Consider the following 23,051-nt stretch of genomic DNA (forward strand, 5'->3'; position numbering starts at 1 on the left):
AATAAAGAATGGAAGACAATATTTTTGATAAAATCCATGAGGTGGATCTGCAGAAGACCATGGAAAAATCTTATATAGATTATGCCATGAGTGTTATTGCCTCCCGTGCCCTTCCGGACGTCAGAGATGGTCTGAAACCGGTACAGAGAAGGGTACTGTATTCCATGATAGAGCTGAACAACGGTCCGGATAAGCCACATCGTAAATGTGCCCGTATCGTCGGTGATACCATGGGTAAATATCACCCGCATGGAGACAGCTCTATTTATGGAGCTCTTGTAAATATGGCACAGGACTGGTCTACGAGATATCCACTGGTAGACGGTCATGGAAACTTTGGTTCCGTGGATGGTGACGGTGCAGCTGCGATGCGATATACAGAGGCTCGTCTGAGCAAGATTTCCATGGAAATGCTTGCGGATATCAATAAAGATACCGTAGACTTCCAGCCGAACTTTGATGAGACCGAGCGTGAGCCGGTAGTACTTCCGGCCCGTTATCCGAACCTTCTTGTAAATGGAACTTCCGGTATTGCGGTTGGTATGGCTACGAATATTCCACCTCACAATCTGAGAGAGGTTATCGGTGCAGTTGTCAAGATCATTGACAACATTATTGAAGAGGACAGAGATACTACGATCGAAGAACTCCTTGAAATCGTGAAAGGACCTGACTTCCCGACAGGTGCAACGATCCTCGGTACAAGAGGTATCGAAGAAGCTTATCGTACCGGCCGTGGTAAGATCCGTGTCCGTGCGGTGACAAATATCGAAACTTTACCAAACGGAAAATCACGTATCATTGTGACAGAGCTTCCGTATCTGGTAAATAAAGCACGTCTGATCGAAAAGATCGCAGAGCTGGTACGTGAAAAGAAAATCGACGGAATTACCGACCTTAACGACCATTCCAGCCGTGAAGGTATGCGTATCTGTATCGATCTCCGCAAAGATGCCAATGCAAATGTAGTTCTGAATCAGCTGTACAAGCATACACAGCTTCAGGATACTTTTGGTGTAATCATGCTTTGTCTGGTAGCTGTAAACGGAAGCCTTCAGCCAAAAGTCCTGACTCTTCCGGAGATGCTGAAATACTATCTTGCGCATCAGGAAGATGTCGTTACAAGACGTACCAAATATGATCTGAATAAGGCGCAGGAACGTGCGCATATATTAGAAGGTCTGCTGAAAGCACTGGATAATATTGACGAAGTCATCCGCATTATCCGTGGTTCAAGAAGTGTACAGGTTGCCAAACAGGAATTGATGGACAGATTTGAACTGACTGATGTTCAGGCACAGGCAATCGTAGACATGCGTCTTCGTGCGCTTACCGGTTTGGAAAGAGAGAAACTGGAAGCAGAATATGCAGAATTAATGGAAAAAATCCGTAAATTAAAAGCAATTCTGGCAGACAGAAATACACTCCTTCGTGTGATCCGTGAAGAAATCCTTGCGATTTCCGAAAAATACGGTGACGACAGAAGAACAGCAATCGGATTTGACGCATATGACATTTCTATGGAAGACATGATTCCGAGAGAAAATACAGTCATCACTATGACAAAACTCGGTTACATCAAGCGAATGACCGTAGATAACTTCCGTAGCCAGAACCGTGGCGGCAGAGGAATCAAGGGAATGCAGACACTTGATGATGACTATATTGAAGAACTGATGATGACAACTACGCATCATTATGTCATGTTCTTTACAAATACCGGCCGTGTATATCGACTGAAAGCATATGAGATTCCGGAAGCCGGAAGAACAGCCAGAGGTACGGCAATCATCAACCTGCTCCAGCTTATGCCGGGTGAACGTATCACTGCAGTTATCCCGATCAGTAAGTTTGAAGAGGGACACTATCTGATGATGGCTACCAGAAAAGGCCTTGTAAAGAAAACTCCGATTCAGGACTATGCAAATGTCCGCAAAATCGGTCTTGCTGCAATTTCACTTCGCGATGACGATGAACTGATCGAGGTAAAAGCTACCAATGATAAGAAAGATGTCATTCTGGTAACGAAATACGGTCAGTGTATCCGCTTCAAAGAAACCGATGTCAGAAGTACCGGCCGTGTATCTATGGGTGTACGCGGTATTAACCTGCTGGATGGCGATGAAGTTGTGGCAATGCAGCTTAACACACAGGGATATTATCTGCTTGTTGTATCCGAAAACGGTATGGGCAAGAGAACATCTATCAGTGAATTTACCTGCCAGAACCGTGGCGGTAAGGGTGTGAAGTGCTACAAGATAACCGAAAAGACAGGTAATGTTATCGGCGCCAAAGCAGTAAATGAAGAAAACGAAATTATGATGATTACTACAGAGGGTATTATTATCCGTCTGCAGTGTTCGGATATCTCAATCCTCGGAAGAATCACATCAGGAGTAAAACTGATCAATCTTTCAGAAGGAGTGACTGTTGCAAGTTTTGCAAAAGTACGTGAAAAAGACGAAGACAAAGCAGAGAAAGAAAGTTCTGAAGATACCGAAAATACAGAAGAAATTTCCGAAGATGCTACCATAGAAGAAAATCAGGACAGCACAGAGAAATAAAGGGGAAAGTAAATCATCATGGACAGGGAAAAAGCTGCAACAAATGTAAGAAAACGCTCCGGTGCTTCCGGGGCACATGCAAAAGCCGCAGCAGCCAAAAAAAGACAGCAGGCAAGACATAAAAACACCGCAAAAGGACGGTCTTCACGAAGAACATCAGGAAGAGCGGATATAGCAGCAGTGTTTGCCAGACTTCCAAAGAAAGTTCTGGCAGCTGCGGCTGTACTGATCGTGCTGATCATTGTGATCGTATTTGCGGCAAGAGGATGCGGTGTCAGTCATAAGACACCGGAGAAAGTAGTCAGAACGCTTGTAGAGGCTTATACGTCAGGAAGCGAAAGCAAGGCAAAGAAATGCTACGGAGTTTCCAAAGCTGATGATAATCTGCAGCAGGAAATGGATGCTACCGTAAATTACTACAAAGCTTTCGCTGCAGACAAGGCAGAAATTACGCAGTGTGGTCAGATTTACCAGAATGGCAAGATTACATATATGTATGTGATTTATGATCTGGTACTTAAGAACGGCCAGAGTTATCCGTGTATCAGTACTTATATGGTGCAGAAAAAGGATGATGGCAAATATTATGTAATGACACCTTCGGAAATCACTGATGATATAAGTAAACAGGCTGCAACCAAATATGCAGAGTTTATGAATACGCAGGTTTATAAGGATTATACAACCGCTTATGATAAATTCATTAAGAAAAATCCGGGATATGAAGAACAGATTGCGGCAAAACTGAAATAGAATCCTTTGAAGAGGCGGTGCGCGTAAATGAAAAGAATTATAATGATGGTGTTAAGAAACATCCTGTTTGTGCCGTGGGGCTGGTTTATGCTAAATAAATATGCGGCAAATGTGGATCGCTATACAGAAGGCGAGAGATATGCACTCCTGAAAAAAATCGACCATAAGGCAAATGTGGGTGGAAATATTACCGTGAAGTCTTATGGAGTTGAAAACATTCCCAACGAAAATGGTTTTATGTTTTATCCGAATCATCAGGGATTATATGATGTGCTGGCCATTCTGGAAGCCTGTCCGACACCTTTTTCTGTAGTTGCAAAGAAAGAAGTGGGAAACGTACCGTTTTTACGACAGGTATTTGCCTGTATGAAGGCATATATTATGGATCGAGAAGATATCCGGCAGTCCATGCAGATAATCCTCAATGTCACAAAAGAAGTCAAAAACGGACGCAATTACCTGATCTTTGCAGAGGGAACCAGAAGCAAACACGGAAACCATCCGCAGGAATTTAAGGGTGGAAGTTTTAAGGCGGCAATGAAGGCAAAATGTCCGATCGTGCCGGTGGCACTGATTGACACCTATAAAGCATTTGATACGGGATCTGCAGAACCATTGACGGTACAGGTGCATTTCCTGAAGCCAATGCATTATGAAGAGTATAAAGATATGAAATCCACAGAAATCGCAGCCGAAGTCAGAAAAAGAGTAGAAGCAACGATTCAGGAATATGGTGGATGGGACGAATAAAATTAAGATAGCAGGACAGCCGGGGGTAAATCTCCCGGCTGTTTTCTGTATAAGAATGAGCCGCAGTTCAGGTATTTTCCTTATCGAGGGCCTGCTTCATGAGTGTGCAATCTTTACTGAACTTACAGTCTCCGTACTCGCAGCTTGAATCCAGAAGATGAAGGCCGTCCGGAAGTTGTTCAAATTCGCATATGACTGTCTGAGTCATGTCAAAATTTCTACAGTATCCGGTAAAAAACTCTTCTATAATCTCTGCCATAAAAATCCCTTCTTTCGCTTTTTCAGAAATCTGTTTTCTTTTAAAAATCAGTCTAACACAGAAACTTCGAAAATCCAACAAAAACGCGGCAATAACAGTCTTGCGTGAATAGCTGTTTTTTGAACGTCAACTGTGTTTGACTTTATAATAAGTCTGCCCGTATAGTTAAAGTAGAGATTATAGAAGTAAAAAGTCCAGGCGACTGGCAGCAGATAAAAGAGAAGATTTGGAGGAAACAGGAATGGGCAGAAGTTATTGGATATGGTATCCGGGAGATTTTGAATTATATCATGGGATGAAACAGAATTTCAGCCGTGTGGAGAGAGGCTTTGGCTGGCCGGCTTTCTGGAAAAGTGAAGGTTTCCGCAACAGAGTGGCTTTCCGTCGTACTTATCAGCTGGAAAAAGAAACTTCTTTTACCGTATATTCAAATGCCATCGGCCATGTATTGGTTGGCGATAAGAAATATCCGTTTGGAAAGAAAATCGTCTGTGGTTCGGGAGAAGTTGCAGTTGGAGTTCACACAGGCTGCATTGAAGCTTTTCCATGTATTTATGTGGAGGGAGAAGTAATCTGCTCAGATAAGGGATGGATTGTAGAAGATTATGATAAAGAACCACTGCCGGCCGGCAAAAGCAAATACTTTACAGAACCGAATCAGAATCCGACAGTCTGGGAATACAGCGAAAAAGTATATGAACCAGTCAGTGTAACAGAATATAATGGCGGAACACTGTATGAGTTTGAAACAGAACTGAATGCGGTTCTGGAAGCAGAGTTCAAAAACGGATACCAGCCGGTGCTGATCTGCTGTGGAGAGTCAAGGGAAGAAGCAATTGATCCGGTCCACTGCTATTATAGCTGGCAGCCGGACAAGGAGACAGGCAAGTGTCCGTGCTGTGCAGTAAGATTTGCATATATTCCTGACTGCAAGCCGGGTGAAGTTATCCTCAGGGCAAACCATCAGTATGTGGATATTCCGGTAAAAGCATCTTTTCATTGTGGAGAAGATCGATTAAATCAGATCTGGTCTGTAGCAGAGCATACATTCCGGCTTTGCAGCGGCATTTTCTTTATTGACGGAGTAAAACGTGATAAATGGATCTGGTCGGGTGATGCTTATCAGAGCTTTTTTGTAAACCGTTACCTGATGGCGGATGCGGATATTGACCAGAGAACAATTCTGGCACTCCGTGGTAACGACCCGATGACAAAACATATCAATACAATTGTAGATTATTCACTGCTGTGGTTACTCGGTGTAGATTATCATAATGAAGGATATGGTGACAGGGACTTTCTGGAACTTGTTTATCCGAAGATGGTTTCTCTTATGGGATTCTGCAATGGCAGACGCGATGAGCATGGTTTCCTGATCGGGAAAGAAAAAGACTGGGTATATATTGACTGGGCGGATATGGATAAAGACGGCCCGCTCTGTGCAGAGCAGATGCTTTACGCTGCCTGTTTTCGCGCAATGGCGGAAATCAGCGAACAGATTGGTAAAGATGGAAGCGTTTACAGAGCAGAATATGAAAAACTGACTGCTGTCATCGAAAAATTCTTCTGGGATGAGGAAAAAGGTGCTTATATCGATTCCTTCACGTCCGGCAGACGAAATGTGACAAGACATGCAAACATTTTTGCAATTTTATTCTCAATTGCTGACGAAACGAAGCAGGAAAAAATCCTTAAAAATGTATTAGAAAATGATGAAATTCCGGCGATCACAACACCATATTTCAATTTCTTTGAACTGGATGTACTTTGCCGGATGGGAAAACTTACGGAAGTTCTGGACAAAATCCGCTCCTACTGGGGAGGTATGCTGGACCTTGGCGCAGTTACATTCTGGGAAGAATATGATCCGTCTGTACCGAAGGAAGAACAGTATGATATGTACGGTGATCACTTCGGAAAGAGTCTCTGCCATGCATGGGCGGCAAGCCCGATCTATTTCCTGGCAAAATATTTTGCCGGGCTGGATCTTGTAAACAAAGATGGTGTTACTTATATATTAAAACCGCAGATGCAGTATTTTACAGAGCTTGACTGCACACTTCCGGTGGGAAGCAATGGAGTTATGCGTCTGGTCTGGGATGGAGAGATTTTGGAAATCACACCGAATGCAGATGGCGGAATTCTGGAACTAGGTGAACAGAAACTTTCTCTGGTAAGAGGAGAGACAAGAAGGGTGAAGATTTGAAATGAAAAAAATAGATTTTAATAAAAACTGGACATGTAAATGTCTTACCAGAGATGAAGAACCATACTCTGTGACTCTTCCGCATGACGCCATGCGGAGTGAGCCGCGAACAGAAGAAAGTTTGAGCGAAGGAAATTCCGGCTGGTATCTGGGCGGCGACTATGAATATACAAAACATGTTTTTGTACCGTCAGAGTACAGTGGCAAAAAGGTTCTCATCGAGTTTGAAAGTGTTTATCATAATGCGGAAGTTTATATTAATGGAAAGAAAGCTGCATACAGACCGTACGGATACACGAATTTTTATGTAGATACTGAAGGGCTTTTGAAATATGAAGCACAAAATGAAATCTGTGTGATCGCACGAAATTCCGATCAGCCAAACAGCCGCTGGTATTCAGGAACAGGAATCTACCGTCCGGTATACCTCTGGACAGGAGATAAAAAATATATCCCGGTAAACGGAATCAAAATTCACACAGTCAGTTATATGCCGGCTGTAATCGAGGTGGAGATTAAAACTTCCTGTCCGGGTATGGTAAATGTTGAAATTTTAGATAAAGAACATACTGTGCTTACGAAAAAAATTGAAAATACAGGAAACCCGTCCGTATTTCGTATGGAAATTCCGGATGCAAAGCTCTGGGACTGTGATCATCCGAATCTTTACACCCTGCGTGCGACATTTGGAGAAGATGTTGTCGAGGAAACATTTGGAATCCGACTTCTTGAATGGAGACTGGAAAATGGTCTTACGATCAACGGCAAAAGAGAAATTCTCCGTGGAGCCTGCGTGCATCATGATAACGGTGTACTTGGGGCATGTACCTATCCGGAGGCTGAGGCGAGAAGAGTTCGCATTCTCAAAGAAAATGGTTATAATGCAATCCGTTCTTCACATTATCCATGTTCTAAGGACTTGTTGGATGCCTGCGACCGCCAGGGAATGCTCGTAATGGATGAGTATGTCGATGTCTGGTACATCCACAAGACAAAATATGATTATGTGGATTATCTTCAGGAATGGTGGCAGCAGGATCTTAAAGATATGGTAGAAAAAGACTATAACCACCCGTCTGTGATCATGTACTCTACTGGAAATGAAGTAGCAGAGACCGCACAGAAAAAAGGAATCGAGCTTACCGGAAAAATGACAGATCATCTTCACAAACTTGATCCGTACAGACCGGTAACCTGCGGAATCAATATTTTCTTTAACTTCTTAAGTTCCATGGGAATGGGCGTTTACAGCGACGATAAAGCAGAAAAAAGTGCACAGTCGGCAAAACAGGAAGCTGAGAAAAAAGAAAAGAAGAAACCGGTAGGAAGTGAATTTTATAATACTCTTGCATGTCTGGTTGGAGATTATTTCATGAAGATTGGAGCAACACTTCCGCCATGTGACTGGAAAACAAAAGATGCTTTTGTAAACATGGACATTGCAGGATATAACTACGGACTTTTCCGCTACAGGCACGACCTGAAGAAATATCCACAGCGTCTGATCCTAGGTACAGAGACTTTCTGCAAAGATGCATACAGCTTCTGGGAGATTGCCAAAAAGAATAAACGAATCCTTGGGGATTTTGTCTGGTCAGGATGGGAATATATCGGAGAGACCGGAGACGGTGCCGCAGAATATGAGGATTACAAAGGCAAAATGCCACACACCAGAATGACCGGAAATAACGGACGAATCGATCTTCTCGGAAAACCTCGTGCGGAAGCAGCCTATACAAGAGTTGCTTTTGAACGCGAAACAGGTCCGTTTATTGCCGTAAAACCTGTTTATCAGAAAGAAAAGCTGAATCTGACAGGATGGGCACTTACAAAGGCTCTGGAGAGCTGGTCATGGAGAGGGTGTGCCGGAGAAAAAGCGGAGGTTGAAGTCTTTGCAAGGGCAGCAGAAGTGGAACTTCTGGTCAATGGAAAAAAAGCAGCTCGTGGAAAAGTAAAGAAATGCAGGTCAAAATTTCACATTCCATATGAAGATGGTGAGATTACTGCAATTTCCTATGATAAAAACGGCCACGAGATCAACCGTCAGACTCTTGTAACAGCGAATGAACAGACAATCCTTCATATCAAACCGGAGCAGGAAACAGTGCAACCCGGTAAATTGCTGTTTGTTCCAATGCAGTACGGAGACTTTATCGGGAACTGGAAACCGATGGAAAAACATCATCTCAAGGTTTCTGTTGAGAATGGAACACTTGAAGGTCTGGGAAGTGCCTGCTCCTATGTGGAAGGAAACTATGCACAGGATACCGTTGATACTTATTATGGTGAAGCGATGGCCGTGGTACGCGCCGGAGAAACTGATTCGGTAAAAATCACTGTCTGTGATGAAGAAAAGACATATACCCGTGAGATTCCGATTGTAGCATTAAAATAGAAAACTATAGGCAATATAAACAAAAACAAATATCACAATTTGTGCAAGATTTCCTGAAAAATTTTGCTTGTGAAAATTCAATAAAAAAATGCTCCCATTTACGGCTGAAAAAGTGCAGTCTGCGAAAAAAATGGGAGCGTTTTTTAAATTTATGTTAAATTTAGAACATAGAAATTGAGGAAGCACTTGAGCGATGAGGCTTACCCATATTTCAGGGAAAGAAAGGAGCTACAAACATGAGCAGAAAAAGAAATATCTGGCGTGGTCTGACTACTCTTACAGCGTCTCTTCTGACCGTTTCTGTTGCGGCAGGACCTGTAGTAGACAGTTATCGTACAGACATCGACAAATTTCTTGGTACAAAGAGCAGTGCGATGGTAACAGACAGTACAGATGAGGACCTGTACACATACAAATCTGATTATTCCAGCACGACAGAACTTCTGGATTCCATCGAGGATCTGGGAGAACGTATGAGTGAGGAAGGAACGGTTCTGTTAAAGAACGAGAATAATGCCCTTCCGCTGTCAAAAGATGAGACACAGAAACTGTCCCTTCTTGGATTTTCCAGCTACTATCCGGTACAGGGTGGAGACATGGGAAGCTCCCTGAATGAGAATAAAGGAACAGATGCAGATACTGTAGATTTTGTTGAAGCATTAGATGCAAAAGGATTCAAGATTAATGAAGATCTTCAGAAACTGTACAAGAGCCTGGAATCAGAATTCAAAACAGAAGTTAATATGTGGGGAAATATCATGGAATATTACCACATTACAGCTCCTGCAACAGATGGCGTTTTTGCAAGCAAAGAGCCTTCACAGGAAAAGATGGACAGCGTAGACAGCCAGTGGAAAGAATCCATGGATGATTACAATGTCATGCTGGTAACGATCGGACGTTCTTCCACAGAGAACGGAACCTATCTTCCGGGTGTGGATGGTGTAGATGCATCTCAGGATCTGAACCAGACTGACCCGCTGGGATTAAGCGATGATGAACGTGACCTGATCAATGCTGCAGTTGAAGAAAAAGAAAACAACGGCGGTAAAGTCATCGTTATGCTGAATAATGCAAACGCTATGGAAATCGACGAGATCAAAAACAACGATGGCGTCGATGCGATCATGGAAGTTGGTTTACCGGGCGGATACGGATTCTATGGTGTTGCAGATATCCTTTCCGGAGAAGCAAATCCGTCCGGTCATCTGACAGATACTTATGCTGTGACAAATGCCAACTCACCGGCAGCACAGAATTTTGGAAACTATGAGTGGACAAATGCAGATCCGTCTGTAAATATCAATGCAGAAGAAGTGGAAGCAGAGGATATTTATACTGGATATAAATATTACGAGACAAGATATGCAGATACGGTACTTGGACAGGGAAATGCGGACGCAACTGTAGGAAGTTCTACAGGCAAAGCATGGAATTATGATGATGAAGTATCTTATCCGTTTGGATATGGTCTTTCTTATACAACTTTCGAGCAGACTCTCAAGAGTGTGGATGTAGAACTTTCTGACAGAACTGTAACTGCTGAAGTAGAAGTTAAGAATACCGGTGATGTTGCAGGTAAAGATGTTGTACAGCTTTATACTTCTGTTCCTTACACAGATTATGATGTAGAAAACAAAGTAGAGAAATCTGCAGTTCAGCTTCTGGACTATGAAAAAACAGATATGATCGAGCCGGGCGAAAGCCAGACTGTTACAATTACTGCTGATGCACAGGATATGGCAAGCTGGGACAGCACATGCAGCAACGAAGCAGGAACAACAGGTAACTGGATCCTGGATAATGGAACTTATTATTTCACTGTTGGAAATGGTGCACATGAGGCTGTAAATAATGTACTTGCTGCACAGGATCAGGATGTTGAGGGAAATAAGGATAACGTACAGACATGGGAACTTGGTGATTTCGATTCCTCTTCCTTTGCAGTAACTTTAAATGGTACACCGGTAGAAAATCAGCTCCAGGATGCAGATCTGAATAACTGGATGGAAGACACCGTTACTTACTTAAGCAGAAATGACTGGGAAGGAACTTGGCCGGAAACATACAAAGACCTGACAGCTACAGATGAGATGATCAGCACTATGGCTGATGATTACAGTGATATCGAAGCAAATGGAGATCCGTCTTCTATAACATTTGGTGCAGACAACGGAATGACTTTAGCAAACCTCAAAGGTGTAGATGATATTACAGATGAGAGATGGAGCACTCTGATGGATCAGATCACTCTGGAAGAATGCCTGATCCGTACAGGGCTTGGCGGAACCAGTACAAAAACGATCGAATCTATTACTTCTCCGGAAGCAATCCAGAACGACGGACCGAACGGATTTAACTCTTATCCGCTGGGACAGTATGCAAACTCAGATGATTCTACAGGAGATCCTTGTGTGATCGCAGAGGATGATCCGAACCGTGAGTACAAGATGGGTGTTATGGCGGTTGAAACTGTAATCGGCCAGACATTCAGCAAACAGCTTGCAGAAGAATGGGGTAAAGTAATCGGTAACTATTCTCTGTGGGCAAATACAGCAATCTGGTGGGGTGTTGGAACAAACCTTCATCGTACACCGTACAATGCACGTAACCATGAATATTTCTCAGAAGATGCAGTTCTGACAGCAGGTCAGGGTGCAGCAATCATCAAAGCCGGACATGAATACGGCGTACTGATCGCATCGAAACATCTGGCATTCAATGACACTGAGATCAACCGTACAGGTATTGCCGAGTTTATGACGGAGCAGGCTGCACGTGAAAACGAACTGCGTGGTACACAGTCCTGCATCGAGGATGCAAACGCACTTGCTGTAATGACTACATACAACCGTGTCGGCTGTGTGACAAGTAACGCACATACAGGACTTCTTCAGAACATCCTTCGTAAAGAATGGGGATTTAAAGGTCTGATGTCTGAGGACTTCATCCAGGATCCTACTTATACAAAGATCCGAATGGCTGTACACAATGGTGTAACCATGACATGTAACACAGGTGACAATACAATGGCAGCAGTAGAAGAAGTATGGCCATACTGGAGCGTAGAAAACGCAAGCCAGAGTGAAGAACTTCTGACAGACCTGAAACAGGCAATGCTGTATCAGAACTATGCACTTGCAAACTCCAATGCAATGGATGGTATGTCGACTACTACACATATTGAAAAACTGAACACATGGTATGATAACCTGATCACAGGTCTTCGTATCGGATTCGGTGTACTGACTGTACTCTGTGCGGCAATGTATCTGCTTGGACTGAAAAAGAAAGAGCAGTAAGGAGGAATAATAACTATGGCTGAAAAGAAAAAAATAGGTGCAGGACTGGTTCTAAGTGTGATTACTGCTCTTGTAACTGTCTTTGGACTGGTTCTGTATATGATGAACTGCAAAACAAATTATTTTATAAACAGTGGTGTTAATAATGCGGTTATAGCCTGCCTGGCTGTCGCTGCAATTCTTGAGATCGTTATGATTGTGGCTTCTGTGAAAATGGGAGCAAAACCGGTTCTGGATATTATTCCGGTAGTGTGCGGCGTACTGACAGCGTATGCGCTGATCCAGTTTCTCGGCAGCAGAATCGCTGCAATCGGATCAATTATGACTTTTGAGAATAATGCCCAGAACATGGCGGATTTGAAGGGTGCAATCATCGGAATGATCGTATGCGCGGTTGCTATGATCTGTACAATTATTTCCTCCTTCTTCAAAGTGGTAAAGGATTAATTTTATGAGCAAGACAAATAATAAAGATTTCTGGAACGGTCCGCTGACCGGTTCCAGAATCAAATCAGATGATGTAAAACTTCCGGAGATGCTGATCGGATATTTTATCGGACCGTTTGGAGCGCTTCTGGCTTCCGGTATTTTTACCAGTATCCTTCAGAATTATTTTACAGATGTCCTGAAACTGAACCTGACATTTCTGACAACTTTACAGCTGTTCTCGACCATTCTGATCGTAGCAGCAAACCTGATCGTAGGTCAGCTTATTGAGCGTACGAGAACAATGGCTGGAAAGGCAAGACCGTGGATCCTGCTGTCTGCTCTGACTCTGTCCATTGCCTCTGTACTGATGTTTGTAGTTCCTTTTGAGGGAACTGCCAAAATGGTGTGGATCGCGATTGCCTACAACCTGTTTTATGCTGTGGCTTATCCGATCTACAATACAGCTAACTCCACACTGATTCCTGTATCTACAAGAAACAGTAAACAGAGAGGTGCACTGGCTTCCTTCACAAATGTGGCAGGACTTGCTGTTATGGGTGCCGGTTCCATGGTATTCCCGATCCTGGTTTCTTTCGCACTGAAAGAAAATCAGCATCTGTGGCTGGTAGCGATGACTGCCATTGCTATTTTTTCTGCCCTTACCATTTTCTTACAGTTTAAATTTACACGTGAGCGTGTAACAGAAGAGCAGATGTCACAGGGAGCTGAAGAGGAGAAAACAGTCAAAACTGCTTCTCTGAAAGAACAGCTTTCCGCAGTTACCAGTGAAAAAATGTGGTGGATCGTTATGCTGTTCTACATGGGCTTCCAGTGGAGCGGCGCTATGAAGAACGGTTCCATGACGTATTTCTGTAAATGGGTAATGGACAACACTTTCTTTGGAACAGCAGATGCCTGGGGGGCTTCACAGTCACTTTTAAGTATCATGGGTGCAGTTCCGATGGCTGTGGCAGCAGTGGCAATCGTACCGCTCTGTAACAAATTCGGAAAACGTATCGTATGTATGGCCGGCATGCTTCTTGGCGCTGTCGGTGGCGTGATCGCAATCATAGGTAACGGGCAGATTGTTCCTGTAGCAATCGGTGTAGCTCTTAAATGCCTTGGATCTGCTCCGGCATGTTACATGATTCTTGCCATGCTTGCAGACGTAATCGATCATATCGAATACAAAGCCGGAATCCGTACAGATGGACTTACAATGTCTATTTACAGTTCCATCATGGTAGCTGCGACTCCGGTATGTAACTCTATTTTCAGTGCAATCTTAAATGCCAGTGGATACGACCAGGCAGCAGACATTGCACTGGGTACTGCAGCACAGACAGCTGCGGCACAGACAGCAATCTCTGTCGGATATATCTGGGTAGAGACAATTGCCTATGTGATCTGTGCAATTCTGATTTTCTTCTTTACGATAGAGAAGAATCTGCCGGAAGAACAGAAAGCAATCGCAGCAAGAAAAAATAAATAAAGAGTCGTAAAAGACTGGTGTAAAGAGGCGGTCTTCTGGTATATATAAGGTTAGTAAGTGCAAAACTGTGCCTTAAATATGCCGGAAGACCGTCAGTCAGTTTATATAAAAAAGAAGGAGGAGTCATTTGTGAATACAAGAAAATTAAAAACGATACTTTTTACAGCCCTCCTTCTGGTGTTATCCGGCCTGGTCGGATGCGGGCAGAAAAATGACTCAGAAGAAAATCTCTGTCATATTGTTCTGGAAGACGGTGAAGGCTACCATGTGACAGAACCGGCCAGAACAGTAAAAGCGGGGAGCAATGTGAACTTTACAGTTACGCTTGATAACAGCTGGCAGTTTCTGGGCACGGATTATCATGGAAAAACTGACATAACAAAAGATAATGATGGCAAGACAGTGGAGCTTGTTCTGCACAAAGTAAAATATTCGGAGAGTATCTGTATTCAGGTTGAGAAAGGAAAGTATGAGATTACTTATGATGCCAATGGAGGAAAAACACTGTCCGATAAAACGGATAAAGTGAAAAAGTATTATTGCGGAACGCATCAGAGAATCAATACTTCGATTGGAACAGACCTTTTTTACAGATATGGCTATACACTGCTTGGTTGGAATACCCGTGCCGATGGAACCGGAGAGGATGTGGGCCTTGGAAGCAGAGCTGCATGGAAAAAAGGGCTCGTGCTGTATGCACAGTGGGTTCCATGGTCAGCCGAGGAGAACTTTGTTTATAAAAAAGTATCGGGATTTGCGGTGATAACAGGATATATAGGAAATGAACAGCAGATATGTGTTCCGCCAAATCTCGGAGAACTTCCTGTGCGGACGATCAGAGAGCAGGCTTTCGCAGATACTGACTGCAGGACGGTGATACTCTCTCCGGGAATTTATGAAATCGAAAAGTGGGCATTCAAAAACAGCCGGATGGAACAGATGTATTTGTATGATGATCTGATGAAAGTCAGTGATTATGCATTTCAGGACTGCGATATGCTGCGGACACTTCATATAAATGCAATCGAAGCACCGGCTTACAGTGGCAACTATTTTGATACATTTCAGGACAAATACGATCGTCTGTTGAGCCTGAAAGATAAAAAGAAAATCGTTCTGTTTTCCGGTTCTTCGACAAGATTCGGATATGACAGTGAGATGATCGACCGCGCTTTTCCGGATTATGAAGTGGTCAATATGGGGGTGTTTGCCTATTCACCGGCACTTCCTCAGCTTGAACTGATCCGCTCCTGTATGAAGGAGGGAGATATCCTTCTGGATTCGCCGGAATTTGATGCGGCAAATCGGCAGTTTTGTTATCAGAAGGAACTGGATTATGCAACTTTTGCCATGATGGAGTCTGATTATGATGTGTTTGCGCAGCTGGATCTCAGAGAGTATAAACAGATTTTCACTGCTTTTACTGCATATCAGGATGCAAGAGCAGATATGGAAAGAAAAAATTATGATGTCTGCGCATCAGAGTATGACGAGGATGGAAATGAAGTGGAGGAGCCAAGCTACAATGAATACGGGGATTATGTAGTGTACCGTCCGAATTCCACAAGTGAAAAACCGATTTACGGACTTCCGGTAAATTATACAGTAAATGCATATCCGAAGGATACTTATATCGATTCTATAAATGCGGAGTTTCAGAAATTTATGGATGAGGGAATAAAAGTTTATTTTACCTATTCACCCAGAAATAAATATGCACTTTCGAAGGAGAGTACAGAGGAAGAAAGAGCCCGTCTGCATGAATACTTTAAGAGTCAGTTACATATTCCGGTTATTTCCGAGCTTGAAGATTCTTTATATACGGGAATCTATCTGTATGGTACAGACAACCATTTATCTACAGAAGGTGCACAGATTAGGACGGAAAGAGTAATCCGTGATCTGAAAGAACAGCTTGCTAAGGAGGAAAAGAAATGAATTTTATATCACTGACATTTGTTTTCTCCTTTCCGGTGGTAGTGCTTTTGTACTGGAAGATTCCATGGAAATACAGAGAACTCTTTCTACTGGCTGTGAGCTATTTCTTTTACATAAAAGAAAGTTCCTGGGCAGGAGGACTGCTTCTGCTTACAACGGCAATCACGTATCTGGCGGGAATTGCTGTTGAGAAGGGCAGACACAGAAGAGCCTGGCTGATTTTGGCAGTGACTGTATGTCTGGGATTTCTGATCGGTCTGAAATATTCAGTCCCGCCAGTGGGAATCTCATTTTATACCTTCCAGACAATGGCATATGTGATCGATGTGTATCGTGGCGAAATTTCAGCGGAAAAAAGTCCTTTAAGCTATGCTCTGTTTGTATCGTTCTTTCCACAGCTGGTTGCAGGTCCGATCGAGAGAGCAGGTAATCTTCTTGGACAGCTGAAGGAAAAGCATACAATGAGAGGGGAAAATCTGCTGAATGGTTTCTGGCTGATGCTCCGGGGATTTTACAAAAAAGTTGTCGTGGCAGATTATCTGGCGGTATATGTTGATAAAGTATATGCTGCGCCGCAGGATGCCGGAGGGATTGGAGCGGTTCTGGGAACGGCGTTTTTTGCGGTTCAGATTTATTGTGATTTTTCGGGATATACAGATATTGCAAGAGGTGCGGCACGTATGATGGGAATACGGCTTATGGAAAATTTCAGGCATCCTTATCGCGCGGTAAGCATACAGGATTTCTGGAAAAGATGGCATATCAGCCTGACATGCTGGTTTACAGATTATGTATATATTCCACTTGGAGGAAACCGCAGAGGGTTTGCAAAGCGATGCAGGAATGTACTGATCGTTTTTCTGCTGAGTGGATTCTGGCATGGAGCGTTATGGAATTTTGTTGTATGGGGACTGATCCATGGAATCTATATGGTTGGTGCTATATGCCTTTCACAGATTAGGAAAGATAAAAAGAGAATCCTTCATCCGGTGGCTGGCTGGATCCTTACGCTGCTTCTTGTGAATATTGCGTGGGTGTTCTTTCGTGCTCCTTCACTTATCGGTGCATGGCGGATTCTGCAACAGCCGTTTGTGAATCCTCTGGGCAGTGGAATAGCTGAGACTATGAGTTTCCTGGGAATTCGGGGATTTGCGATTCTGCGACTTCTTACGACAGGAATTAGCTGGCTGATTCTGGAACGACTTCCTGAGGAGATCGATAAGAACTGCCAGACTCAGAAAGGCTTTTGTATGGCAGCAGTGATTTTTGTTGTTATGGTGACTGTGATTGAATTTTCATGGCTTGGCAGGATGGCATCAGGCGGTGAAAATGCATTTATTTATTTCAGGTTTTAAATATGGATAAAAGAACAGTAAGACGTATTGTTGCAACTGCACTGGCAGTGATTCTGGCTGAACAGGTATTTTTTCTGATCTGCGGTTTTGGACTGCCTGTACAGTTCGGGGATACATTTATGGGAGAACTGAAAAGTAAATATGAGAGGCTGAAGGAAACTTCGGGAAAGCGAATTGTGCTTGTCGGAGGAAGCGGAGTGGCTTTTGACTGTGACAGTGCCCTGATGGATGATTTTTTTCCTTCATATGAAATAGTTAATTTCGGTATGTATGCAGGTCTTGGAACCAAGGCAGTTATGGATCTTTCCGAAAATTATATTCATGAAGGAGATATCGTAATCCTTTCCCCGGAGCAGAGTGAGCAGACATTTTCCGATTATTTTAACGGAGAATACATGTGGCAGGCTGCTGATGGAGCCTTTGGAATGCTTCGTGATCTGAAAAGTGAAAACTTTGAGGCGATGCTGGGAAATTTTCCACGGTTTGCACTGGAAAAGCTGAATTATGTAATGAAAGGGCAGAAGCCTCAGACGGACAGTATTTATCAGAAGAAATCCTTTAATACATACGGAGATATCGAACTGGATACATGTCGGGAAAACATCCTTCCGAATGGTTATGATGTGAACCAGAAAGTAAGATTTACAGAAGATGTAGTTCAGCCGGAATTTATGGACTATATGAATGACTGGGCCAAAAGACTTGAAAAAAAAGGGGCTGTGGTCTGGTATCGGTACTGTCCGGTAAATAAACTGTCTGTGGAAGATATGGATGACCTGGCAGCATATGATGTATTTTTGCGTCAGAAACTGGATTTTCCTGTTATAGGAAATCCGAAAAACAGTCTGATGGAAGCGGAGTGGTTTTTTGACACCAATTTTCATCTGAATCAGCCAGGAAAAGAGGTAAATACCGTGCAGCTGATCCGCGATATGAAAGCGATGCTGGGGGATGACAGAGCTGTAACTGTGGAACTCCCGGAGAAACCTCACAGAACGTGGGGAGATGTATCTGCAGAAACCAGAATATGGACTGCAAAGGACAGTGAGACATATCAGGGTGAAGAAACGATCGTGATCCCGGAGAATGTGACACAGATTGAAGACTATGCTTTTTCGAATTGTGCAGGTCTTAAGCAAATTGTGCTTGAACAGAAAGATCCTTCGAAATGTATTGTGGGTCAGCATCTTCTGGATGGTACAGGTGCAGAAATCCTTGTTCCGCAGATGTCTGTAGACAGTTATAAGCGAAATTATTTCTGGTCAGTGTATGCCGGCAGGATCGGGAAAGTTACTGCTCACGCAGAAAAATAAACCAACCACGTTCAAAAGAAATCTGATACGGAAAATCATGATACAATGCAGATACGATAAAAGTGAGACTATAAATTTTGAACTGTAAAATCAGGATTGTGAAATTGATAATATGAAATTGGAGGAAAAACATGAAGACAAAACAGGCTGTGAATCCATACATGCCAAGCTGGGAATATGTTCCGGATGCAGAACCACATGTTGTAGGAGACCGTGTGTATGTTTACGGTTCTCATGATATATTCAACGGACTGAATTTCTGCCTGGGCGATTATGTCTGCTGGTCGGCACCGGTGGATGATCTTGGTAACTGGCGTTATGAGGGCTGCATTTATAAGAGAGAACAGGATCCGGCAGCACCGAGAATCCGACTGACAAATGGCCTTGCAGCGCCGGATATGGTGCAGGGACCGGATGGAAGATTTTATTTGTACTATTTCATGGGTGGTACAAAGATGATCTCCGTAGCTGTATGTGATGAACCGGCAGGAAAATATGAATTTTACGGGTATGTAAAATACAGTGACGGTATTGCAATTGGCAAAAAAAATGAGCCGTTCCAGTTTGATCCGGGTATCTTTATGGATGATGATGGAAAACTGTATCTGTATACAGGTTTTGCACTGGCAGGAAACCCGATCCTTCTGGATGGATCGAAACCGACAGAACATGGCCCGATGTGTTTTGAACTTGATCCTTCTGATATGCTGACGGTACTGAATGGACCGTCCTATATTGGAGTTGCTGGCGAAAAGGAATCCATCGGTACTCCTTATGAGGGACATTCTTTCCTTGAAGCAAGCTCCATGCGTAAATTTAATGGTACATACTATTTCATTTACAGCACAATGAACAGCCATGAACTCTGCTATGCGACAAGTGACAGCCCGGTTAAAGGATTTCAGTATGGCGGTATTCTGGTAAGTAACGGTGATGTAGGTCTTGAAGGTGTACCGGATGTGAAGCATGCGAGATGCAATACCGGAAATACACATGGCAGTATCATTGAATTAAATGGAAAATATTTTGTTTTCTATCACAGACACAGCAACCGTAAACAGTCTTCGCGTCAGGCTATGGCAGAAGAAATCCGTTTTGAAGACGGAAAATTTTATCAGGCAGAGATGACTTCCTGTGGATTAAACGGAGGCCCGCTGGAAGGAAAGGGAACTTATCCGTCATATATTGCATGTAATCTGTATGGAAAAAAAGGAACCCGTTTTTTAAGTATGATCAAACACCCGAAGAGCGGAACTCCGTATCTGACACAGGATGGAAGAGACAGAGAATCCGGACCGGATCAGTATATTGCAAATATGTGTGATAGTGCACTGGCAGGGTTCAAATACTTTGATCTCAGTGAAACAAAAGAGATCAGTGTGGCAATAAAGGGGCGCGCGGAAGGTACACTGTATGTCCGTACCAGTGAAAACGGCGAAGCCGTTGCAACGATTGCTGTCAGTCCATGTAAGGAACTGAAAGAGTTCTCATCTGCTGTCCAGACTTCTGGAAACAGAGAGGCTTTGTTCTTTACTTTTGAAGGAAAAGGAAGCTTTGACTTTATTTCGTTTACTCTGAAATAAAAAGCCGAGATAAAAAATGGATTGTTTCCTGTGCTTTTTCTTGTTATACTACAAGTATCATTATATGAGAAGGCACGGGGGATGAACATGCTTCGTATTGCAACAGTGGAAGATGATGCGCATGATCTGGAAGCGTTGCGAACTCACCTGAATCGATACGAAAAAGAAAACGGACTGAAATTTCTGATTACGGAATTTCAGGATGGAGAAGACATCGTGACGGAGTATTCCGCGGATTATGATCTTATTCTCATGGACATTGAGATGGCTTTTCTGAACGGAATGAAAGCCGCCGAAAAAATCCGCGAACTGGACAAGGACGTTGTTATTATATTTATAACCAATATGCCTCAGTATGCGATTCAGGGATATAAGGTAAATGCTCTGGATTACATGCTGAAGCCTATTTCGTATTTCTCTTTTTCGGAGAGTATGGGAAGAGCGCTTCACAGAGTAAAAGTACAGGAAAAAGAATTTATTACTATAGCGCTGAAAGGCGGCAAAAAGAAACTGGATATTGGACAGATCTGTTATGTGGAGGTGCAGGATCACCTTCTGATCTATCATACAACAGAGGGAAACTTTGTTACCAAGGGGACAATCAGGGATGCGGAGAGCCAGCTGGATGCAAAGCGTTTCTTCCGGTGTAACAGATGTTATCTGGTAAATCTGGAATATGTAGATAATTACATGGGAAGTGATGTCAGCGTCAACGGAGATACAATTCAGGTAAGCAGGAGCAGACGCAAACCATTCCTGGACGCATTAAATGAATATTTGAATGAGGTGGGCAAATGAACACAGCAGAGGTGCTAAATACACCAGGGTATTACTATGCCATAGCTTATGCTTTATCCGTATTTGTGATCACATGTACGAATGAAAGAAAAATCGGGAGATGGAAGCTGGCAGTAGTAAGCTGTGCTCAGTTTGCCCTCCTTTTATTTTTTATGACTGTGACAGATGGAGTAAGACAGGAATTGTTTGTTCCGTCGATGTTGCTGATAGTATTGCTTCTTCTGGGATATATTTATATCTGTAATGATTTTTCGCTCAGAGAGGCGGGATTTTACTTCGTAAAAGCGTTTATCAACGGAGAGTTTGCGGCTTCTCTGTGCTGGCAGATATATTATTATCTGAGATATATAAGAGGAATACAGGGAGAGCTTTTAAAATGGGTGGAACTGATTCTTGTTTATGCCGTGATCTTTACCATACTGGCATTGATGGAGTTGAATCTCAAAAAAGATCTTGAAGAGCTTCATATTACAAGAAGAGAATTACTGGTGGTCATTATCATTGCTGCCTCGGTATTTGCCATGAGTAATCTGAGTTATCTAGATCAGAATGGACTGTTCAGCGGAACCTTTGTTATGGATATTTTTATTATCCGTACACTCGTGGATTTAAGCGGGATTGCCGTACTGTATGCATATCATGTTCAGGTCAAAGAAATTCAGATCCGCTTTGAGAAAGAGACACTTCATAATATTATGGAGATGCAGTACAAGAACTACCAGCTGTCAAAAGAAAATATTGATATGGTAAACCGGAAATATCATGACCTGAAGCATCAGATCAATCTTCTCAAGACTCAGGCTTATGTCGGAAAGTCTACAAGTTATCTGGAAAAAATGGAACGCGAGATAAGGGTATACGAGACTCAGAACAAGACCGGAAACCAGATACTGGATGCAGTGCTGACAAATAAGGCAATGATATGCCAGAACAAAGAAATAGAACTGAAGTTTATCGTAGACGGGGGAGCTCTGTCTTTTATGGAAGATATGGATGTGAGTGCATTGTTTGGAAATATGCTGGATAATGCGATTGAAAGTGCAGAAAAGCAGCGGGAGAAACAAAAACGTCTGATCTGGCTTTATGTGACAAAAGAGAAACAGTTTGTGCGCATCCGTACAGAAAACTACTGCGATGAAAAGATACAGTTCAAAAACGGAATGCCTGTAACGACCAAGAAAGACAGACGCCTCCATGGATATGGAATGAAGAGTATAAAAAGTACGGTTGAGAAGTACCACGGATCAGTCGTTGCTGCGCAGGAAAATAACTGGTTTGAGCTGAAAATACTGCTTCCTGCAGGAGGATAAAGACAGTGAAAAAAATATTAAAATAAATGCAAAAAAAGTGTTGACAATGTAAAATGTGTTATGTATAATTAACCATGCGTTTGGAAAAGACGCACTTCAAATTGCATAAGAGATTATGAATTCGGAGTCAGGAGAAGTACTCAAGAGGCCGAAGAGGTGCCCCTGCTAAGGGTATAGGTCGGGTGACCGGCGCGAGGGTTCAAATCCCTCCTTCTCCGCTTGAAGTTTTTGAATTTTTGAAAAAAATAAAAAACTTCAAAAAAGTGCTTGACATTCAGAAATGAATGTGATAAAGTAAACGAGTTGCTGATGCAACGACGAATCACAAAAGTCATTTAAAAAGTTTGAAAAAACTTAAAAAAGTTCTTGACAAACGGAAATGACAGTGATAAAATAAATGAGCTGCCGAAAGACAGAGAACCTTGATAACTAAACAGTGAAACACATACGATTCTCGAAAATTCTTTAGCGAATCATCATTCAATAGAATGAACTTTTAAAAACAGTAATGACGAGAGATAACTAAGCTAGTTGGTTGTCTTGAGTACATCAAACACTTTATCAGAGAGTTTGATCCTGGCTCAGGATGAACGCTGGCGGCGTG

The 23,051-nt window shown here is 42.8% G+C and carries 15 protein-coding genes and 1 tRNA gene; 15 read left to right on the forward strand and 1 reads right to left on the reverse strand.

Annotated elements, in window-relative coordinates; translation table 11 throughout:
- Window positions 1–8: 8 nt before the first annotated feature.
- The 3 genes from gyrA to H8Z79_RS11915 are packed head-to-tail and all read left to right on the forward strand — an operon-like array spanning window position 9 to window position 4,067.
- The gene (gene gyrA / locus H8Z79_RS11905; RefSeq protein ID WP_118040446.1) at window positions 9–2,564 is read left to right on the forward strand and encodes a DNA gyrase subunit A; all 2,556 of its coding nucleotides are present in this window, start codon (window positions 9–11) and stop codon (window positions 2,562–2,564) included.
- An 18-nt stretch (window positions 2,565–2,582) separates the two neighbouring features.
- Entirely contained in the window at window positions 2,583–3,317 is a 735-nt protein-coding gene (locus H8Z79_RS11910) for a hypothetical protein (protein WP_118040444.1), read from the forward strand.
- 27 nt (window positions 3,318–3,344) lie between these two features.
- The gene (locus tag H8Z79_RS11915) at window positions 3,345–4,067 is read left to right on the forward strand and encodes a lysophospholipid acyltransferase family protein (protein ID WP_015541454.1); all 723 of its coding nucleotides are present in this window, start codon (window positions 3,345–3,347) and stop codon (window positions 4,065–4,067) included.
- A 67-nt stretch (window positions 4,068–4,134) separates the two neighbouring features.
- On the opposite strand, the gene H8Z79_RS11920 is transcribed toward H8Z79_RS11915, so the two are convergent.
- Window positions 4,135–4,326: a ubiquinone biosynthesis protein UbiE gene (locus H8Z79_RS11920; RefSeq protein ID WP_118040436.1), complete on the reverse strand. Its 192-nt coding sequence runs from the start codon at window positions 4,324–4,326 to the stop codon at window positions 4,135–4,137.
- Window positions 4,327–4,567: 241 nt separating this feature from the next.
- Here H8Z79_RS11920 and H8Z79_RS11925 point away from each other — a divergent pair, with 241 nt between their 5' ends.
- The 12 genes from H8Z79_RS11925 to H8Z79_RS11980 all read left to right on the forward strand — a co-directional run bounded on the left by H8Z79_RS11925 (window position 4,568) and on the right by H8Z79_RS11980 (window position 22,665).
- Window positions 4,568–6,532, forward strand: coding sequence for an alpha-L-rhamnosidase-related protein (locus tag H8Z79_RS11925; RefSeq protein ID WP_118040434.1), 1,965 nt, complete (start codon window positions 4,568–4,570; stop codon window positions 6,530–6,532).
- 1 nt (window position 6,533) lies between these two features.
- Window positions 6,534–8,927, forward strand: coding sequence for a glycoside hydrolase family 2 TIM barrel-domain containing protein (locus H8Z79_RS11930; protein WP_118040432.1), 2,394 nt, complete (start codon window positions 6,534–6,536; stop codon window positions 8,925–8,927).
- Window positions 8,928–9,163: 236 nt separating this feature from the next.
- A complete protein-coding gene (locus H8Z79_RS11935) occupies window positions 9,164–12,229 on the forward strand; it encodes a glycoside hydrolase family 3 C-terminal domain-containing protein (RefSeq protein ID WP_118040430.1) in 3,066 nt (1,021 codons plus the stop codon).
- Window positions 12,230–12,244: 15 nt separating this feature from the next.
- A complete protein-coding gene (locus H8Z79_RS11940) occupies window positions 12,245–12,676 on the forward strand; it encodes a hypothetical protein (protein WP_118040428.1) in 432 nt (143 codons plus the stop codon).
- A gap of 4 nt (window positions 12,677–12,680) precedes the next feature.
- Window positions 12,681–14,150: an MFS transporter gene (locus H8Z79_RS11945; protein WP_118040426.1), complete on the forward strand. Its 1,470-nt coding sequence runs from the start codon at window positions 12,681–12,683 to the stop codon at window positions 14,148–14,150.
- A 129-nt stretch (window positions 14,151–14,279) separates the two neighbouring features.
- Window positions 14,280–16,088, forward strand: a complete 1,809-nt coding sequence (locus H8Z79_RS11950; RefSeq protein WP_118040424.1) for a leucine-rich repeat protein — start codon at window positions 14,280–14,282, stop codon at window positions 16,086–16,088.
- The gene (locus H8Z79_RS11955) at window positions 16,085–17,443 is read left to right on the forward strand and encodes an MBOAT family O-acyltransferase (protein ID WP_118040422.1); all 1,359 of its coding nucleotides are present in this window, start codon (window positions 16,085–16,087) and stop codon (window positions 17,441–17,443) included. Before H8Z79_RS11950 ends, H8Z79_RS11955 begins: the two co-directional genes overlap by 4 nt.
- A gap of 2 nt (window positions 17,444–17,445) precedes the next feature.
- Window positions 17,446–18,756, forward strand: coding sequence for a leucine-rich repeat domain-containing protein (locus H8Z79_RS11960; RefSeq protein ID WP_118040420.1), 1,311 nt, complete (start codon window positions 17,446–17,448; stop codon window positions 18,754–18,756).
- A 131-nt stretch (window positions 18,757–18,887) separates the two neighbouring features.
- Window positions 18,888–20,339 (forward strand): family 43 glycosylhydrolase, encoded by a 1,452-nt coding sequence (locus H8Z79_RS11965; protein ID WP_118040418.1) that lies wholly within the window; start codon window positions 18,888–18,890, stop codon window positions 20,337–20,339.
- Window positions 20,340–20,420: 81 nt separating this feature from the next.
- Window positions 20,421–21,137 (forward strand): LytR/AlgR family response regulator transcription factor, encoded by a 717-nt coding sequence (locus H8Z79_RS11970; RefSeq protein ID WP_015541464.1) that lies wholly within the window; start codon window positions 20,421–20,423, stop codon window positions 21,135–21,137.
- On the forward strand, window positions 21,134–22,447 hold the full coding sequence (locus H8Z79_RS11975) for an ATP-binding protein (RefSeq protein WP_118040416.1): 1,314 nt from the start codon (window positions 21,134–21,136) through the stop codon (window positions 22,445–22,447). The genes H8Z79_RS11970 and H8Z79_RS11975 overlap by 4 nt, the downstream gene beginning before the upstream one ends.
- Window positions 22,448–22,577: 130 nt before the next feature.
- Window positions 22,578–22,665 (forward strand) — tRNA-Ser (locus tag H8Z79_RS11980).
- Window positions 22,666–23,051 lie beyond the last annotated feature (386 nt).

The organism is Blautia intestinalis (genome assembly GCF_014297355.1).
In the GTDB taxonomy this organism is placed as follows: Bacteria; Bacillota; Clostridia; order Lachnospirales; family Lachnospiraceae; genus Blautia_A; species Blautia_A intestinalis.

Excerpts from the sequence above, each read along its gene's own strand:
- gyrA (WP_118040446.1), top strand. The coding sequence starts at position 9 with ATGGAAGACAATATTTTTGATAAAATCCATGAGGTGGATCTGCAGAAG.
- H8Z79_RS11910 (WP_118040444.1), top strand. The coding sequence starts at position 2,583 with ATGGACAGGGAAAAAGCTGCAACAAATGTAAGAAAACGCTCCGGTGCT.
- H8Z79_RS11915 (WP_015541454.1), top strand. The coding sequence starts at position 3,345 with ATGAAAAGAATTATAATGATGGTGTTAAGAAACATCCTGTTTGTGCCG.
- H8Z79_RS11920 (WP_118040436.1), bottom strand. The coding sequence starts at position 4,326 with ATGGCAGAGATTATAGAAGAGTTTTTTACCGGATACTGTAGAAATTTT.
- H8Z79_RS11925 (WP_118040434.1), top strand. The coding sequence starts at position 4,568 with ATGGGCAGAAGTTATTGGATATGGTATCCGGGAGATTTTGAATTATAT.
- H8Z79_RS11930 (WP_118040432.1), top strand. The coding sequence starts at position 6,534 with ATGAAAAAAATAGATTTTAATAAAAACTGGACATGTAAATGTCTTACC.
- H8Z79_RS11935 (WP_118040430.1), top strand. The coding sequence starts at position 9,164 with ATGAGCAGAAAAAGAAATATCTGGCGTGGTCTGACTACTCTTACAGCG.
- H8Z79_RS11940 (WP_118040428.1), top strand. The coding sequence starts at position 12,245 with ATGGCTGAAAAGAAAAAAATAGGTGCAGGACTGGTTCTAAGTGTGATT.
- H8Z79_RS11945 (WP_118040426.1), top strand. The coding sequence starts at position 12,681 with ATGAGCAAGACAAATAATAAAGATTTCTGGAACGGTCCGCTGACCGGT.
- H8Z79_RS11955 (WP_118040422.1), top strand. The coding sequence starts at position 16,085 with ATGAATTTTATATCACTGACATTTGTTTTCTCCTTTCCGGTGGTAGTG.
- H8Z79_RS11960 (WP_118040420.1), top strand. The coding sequence starts at position 17,446 with ATGGATAAAAGAACAGTAAGACGTATTGTTGCAACTGCACTGGCAGTG.
- H8Z79_RS11965 (WP_118040418.1), top strand. The coding sequence starts at position 18,888 with ATGAAGACAAAACAGGCTGTGAATCCATACATGCCAAGCTGGGAATAT.
- H8Z79_RS11970 (WP_015541464.1), top strand. The coding sequence starts at position 20,421 with ATGAACATGCTTCGTATTGCAACAGTGGAAGATGATGCGCATGATCTG.
- H8Z79_RS11975 (WP_118040416.1), top strand. The coding sequence starts at position 21,134 with ATGAACACAGCAGAGGTGCTAAATACACCAGGGTATTACTATGCCATA.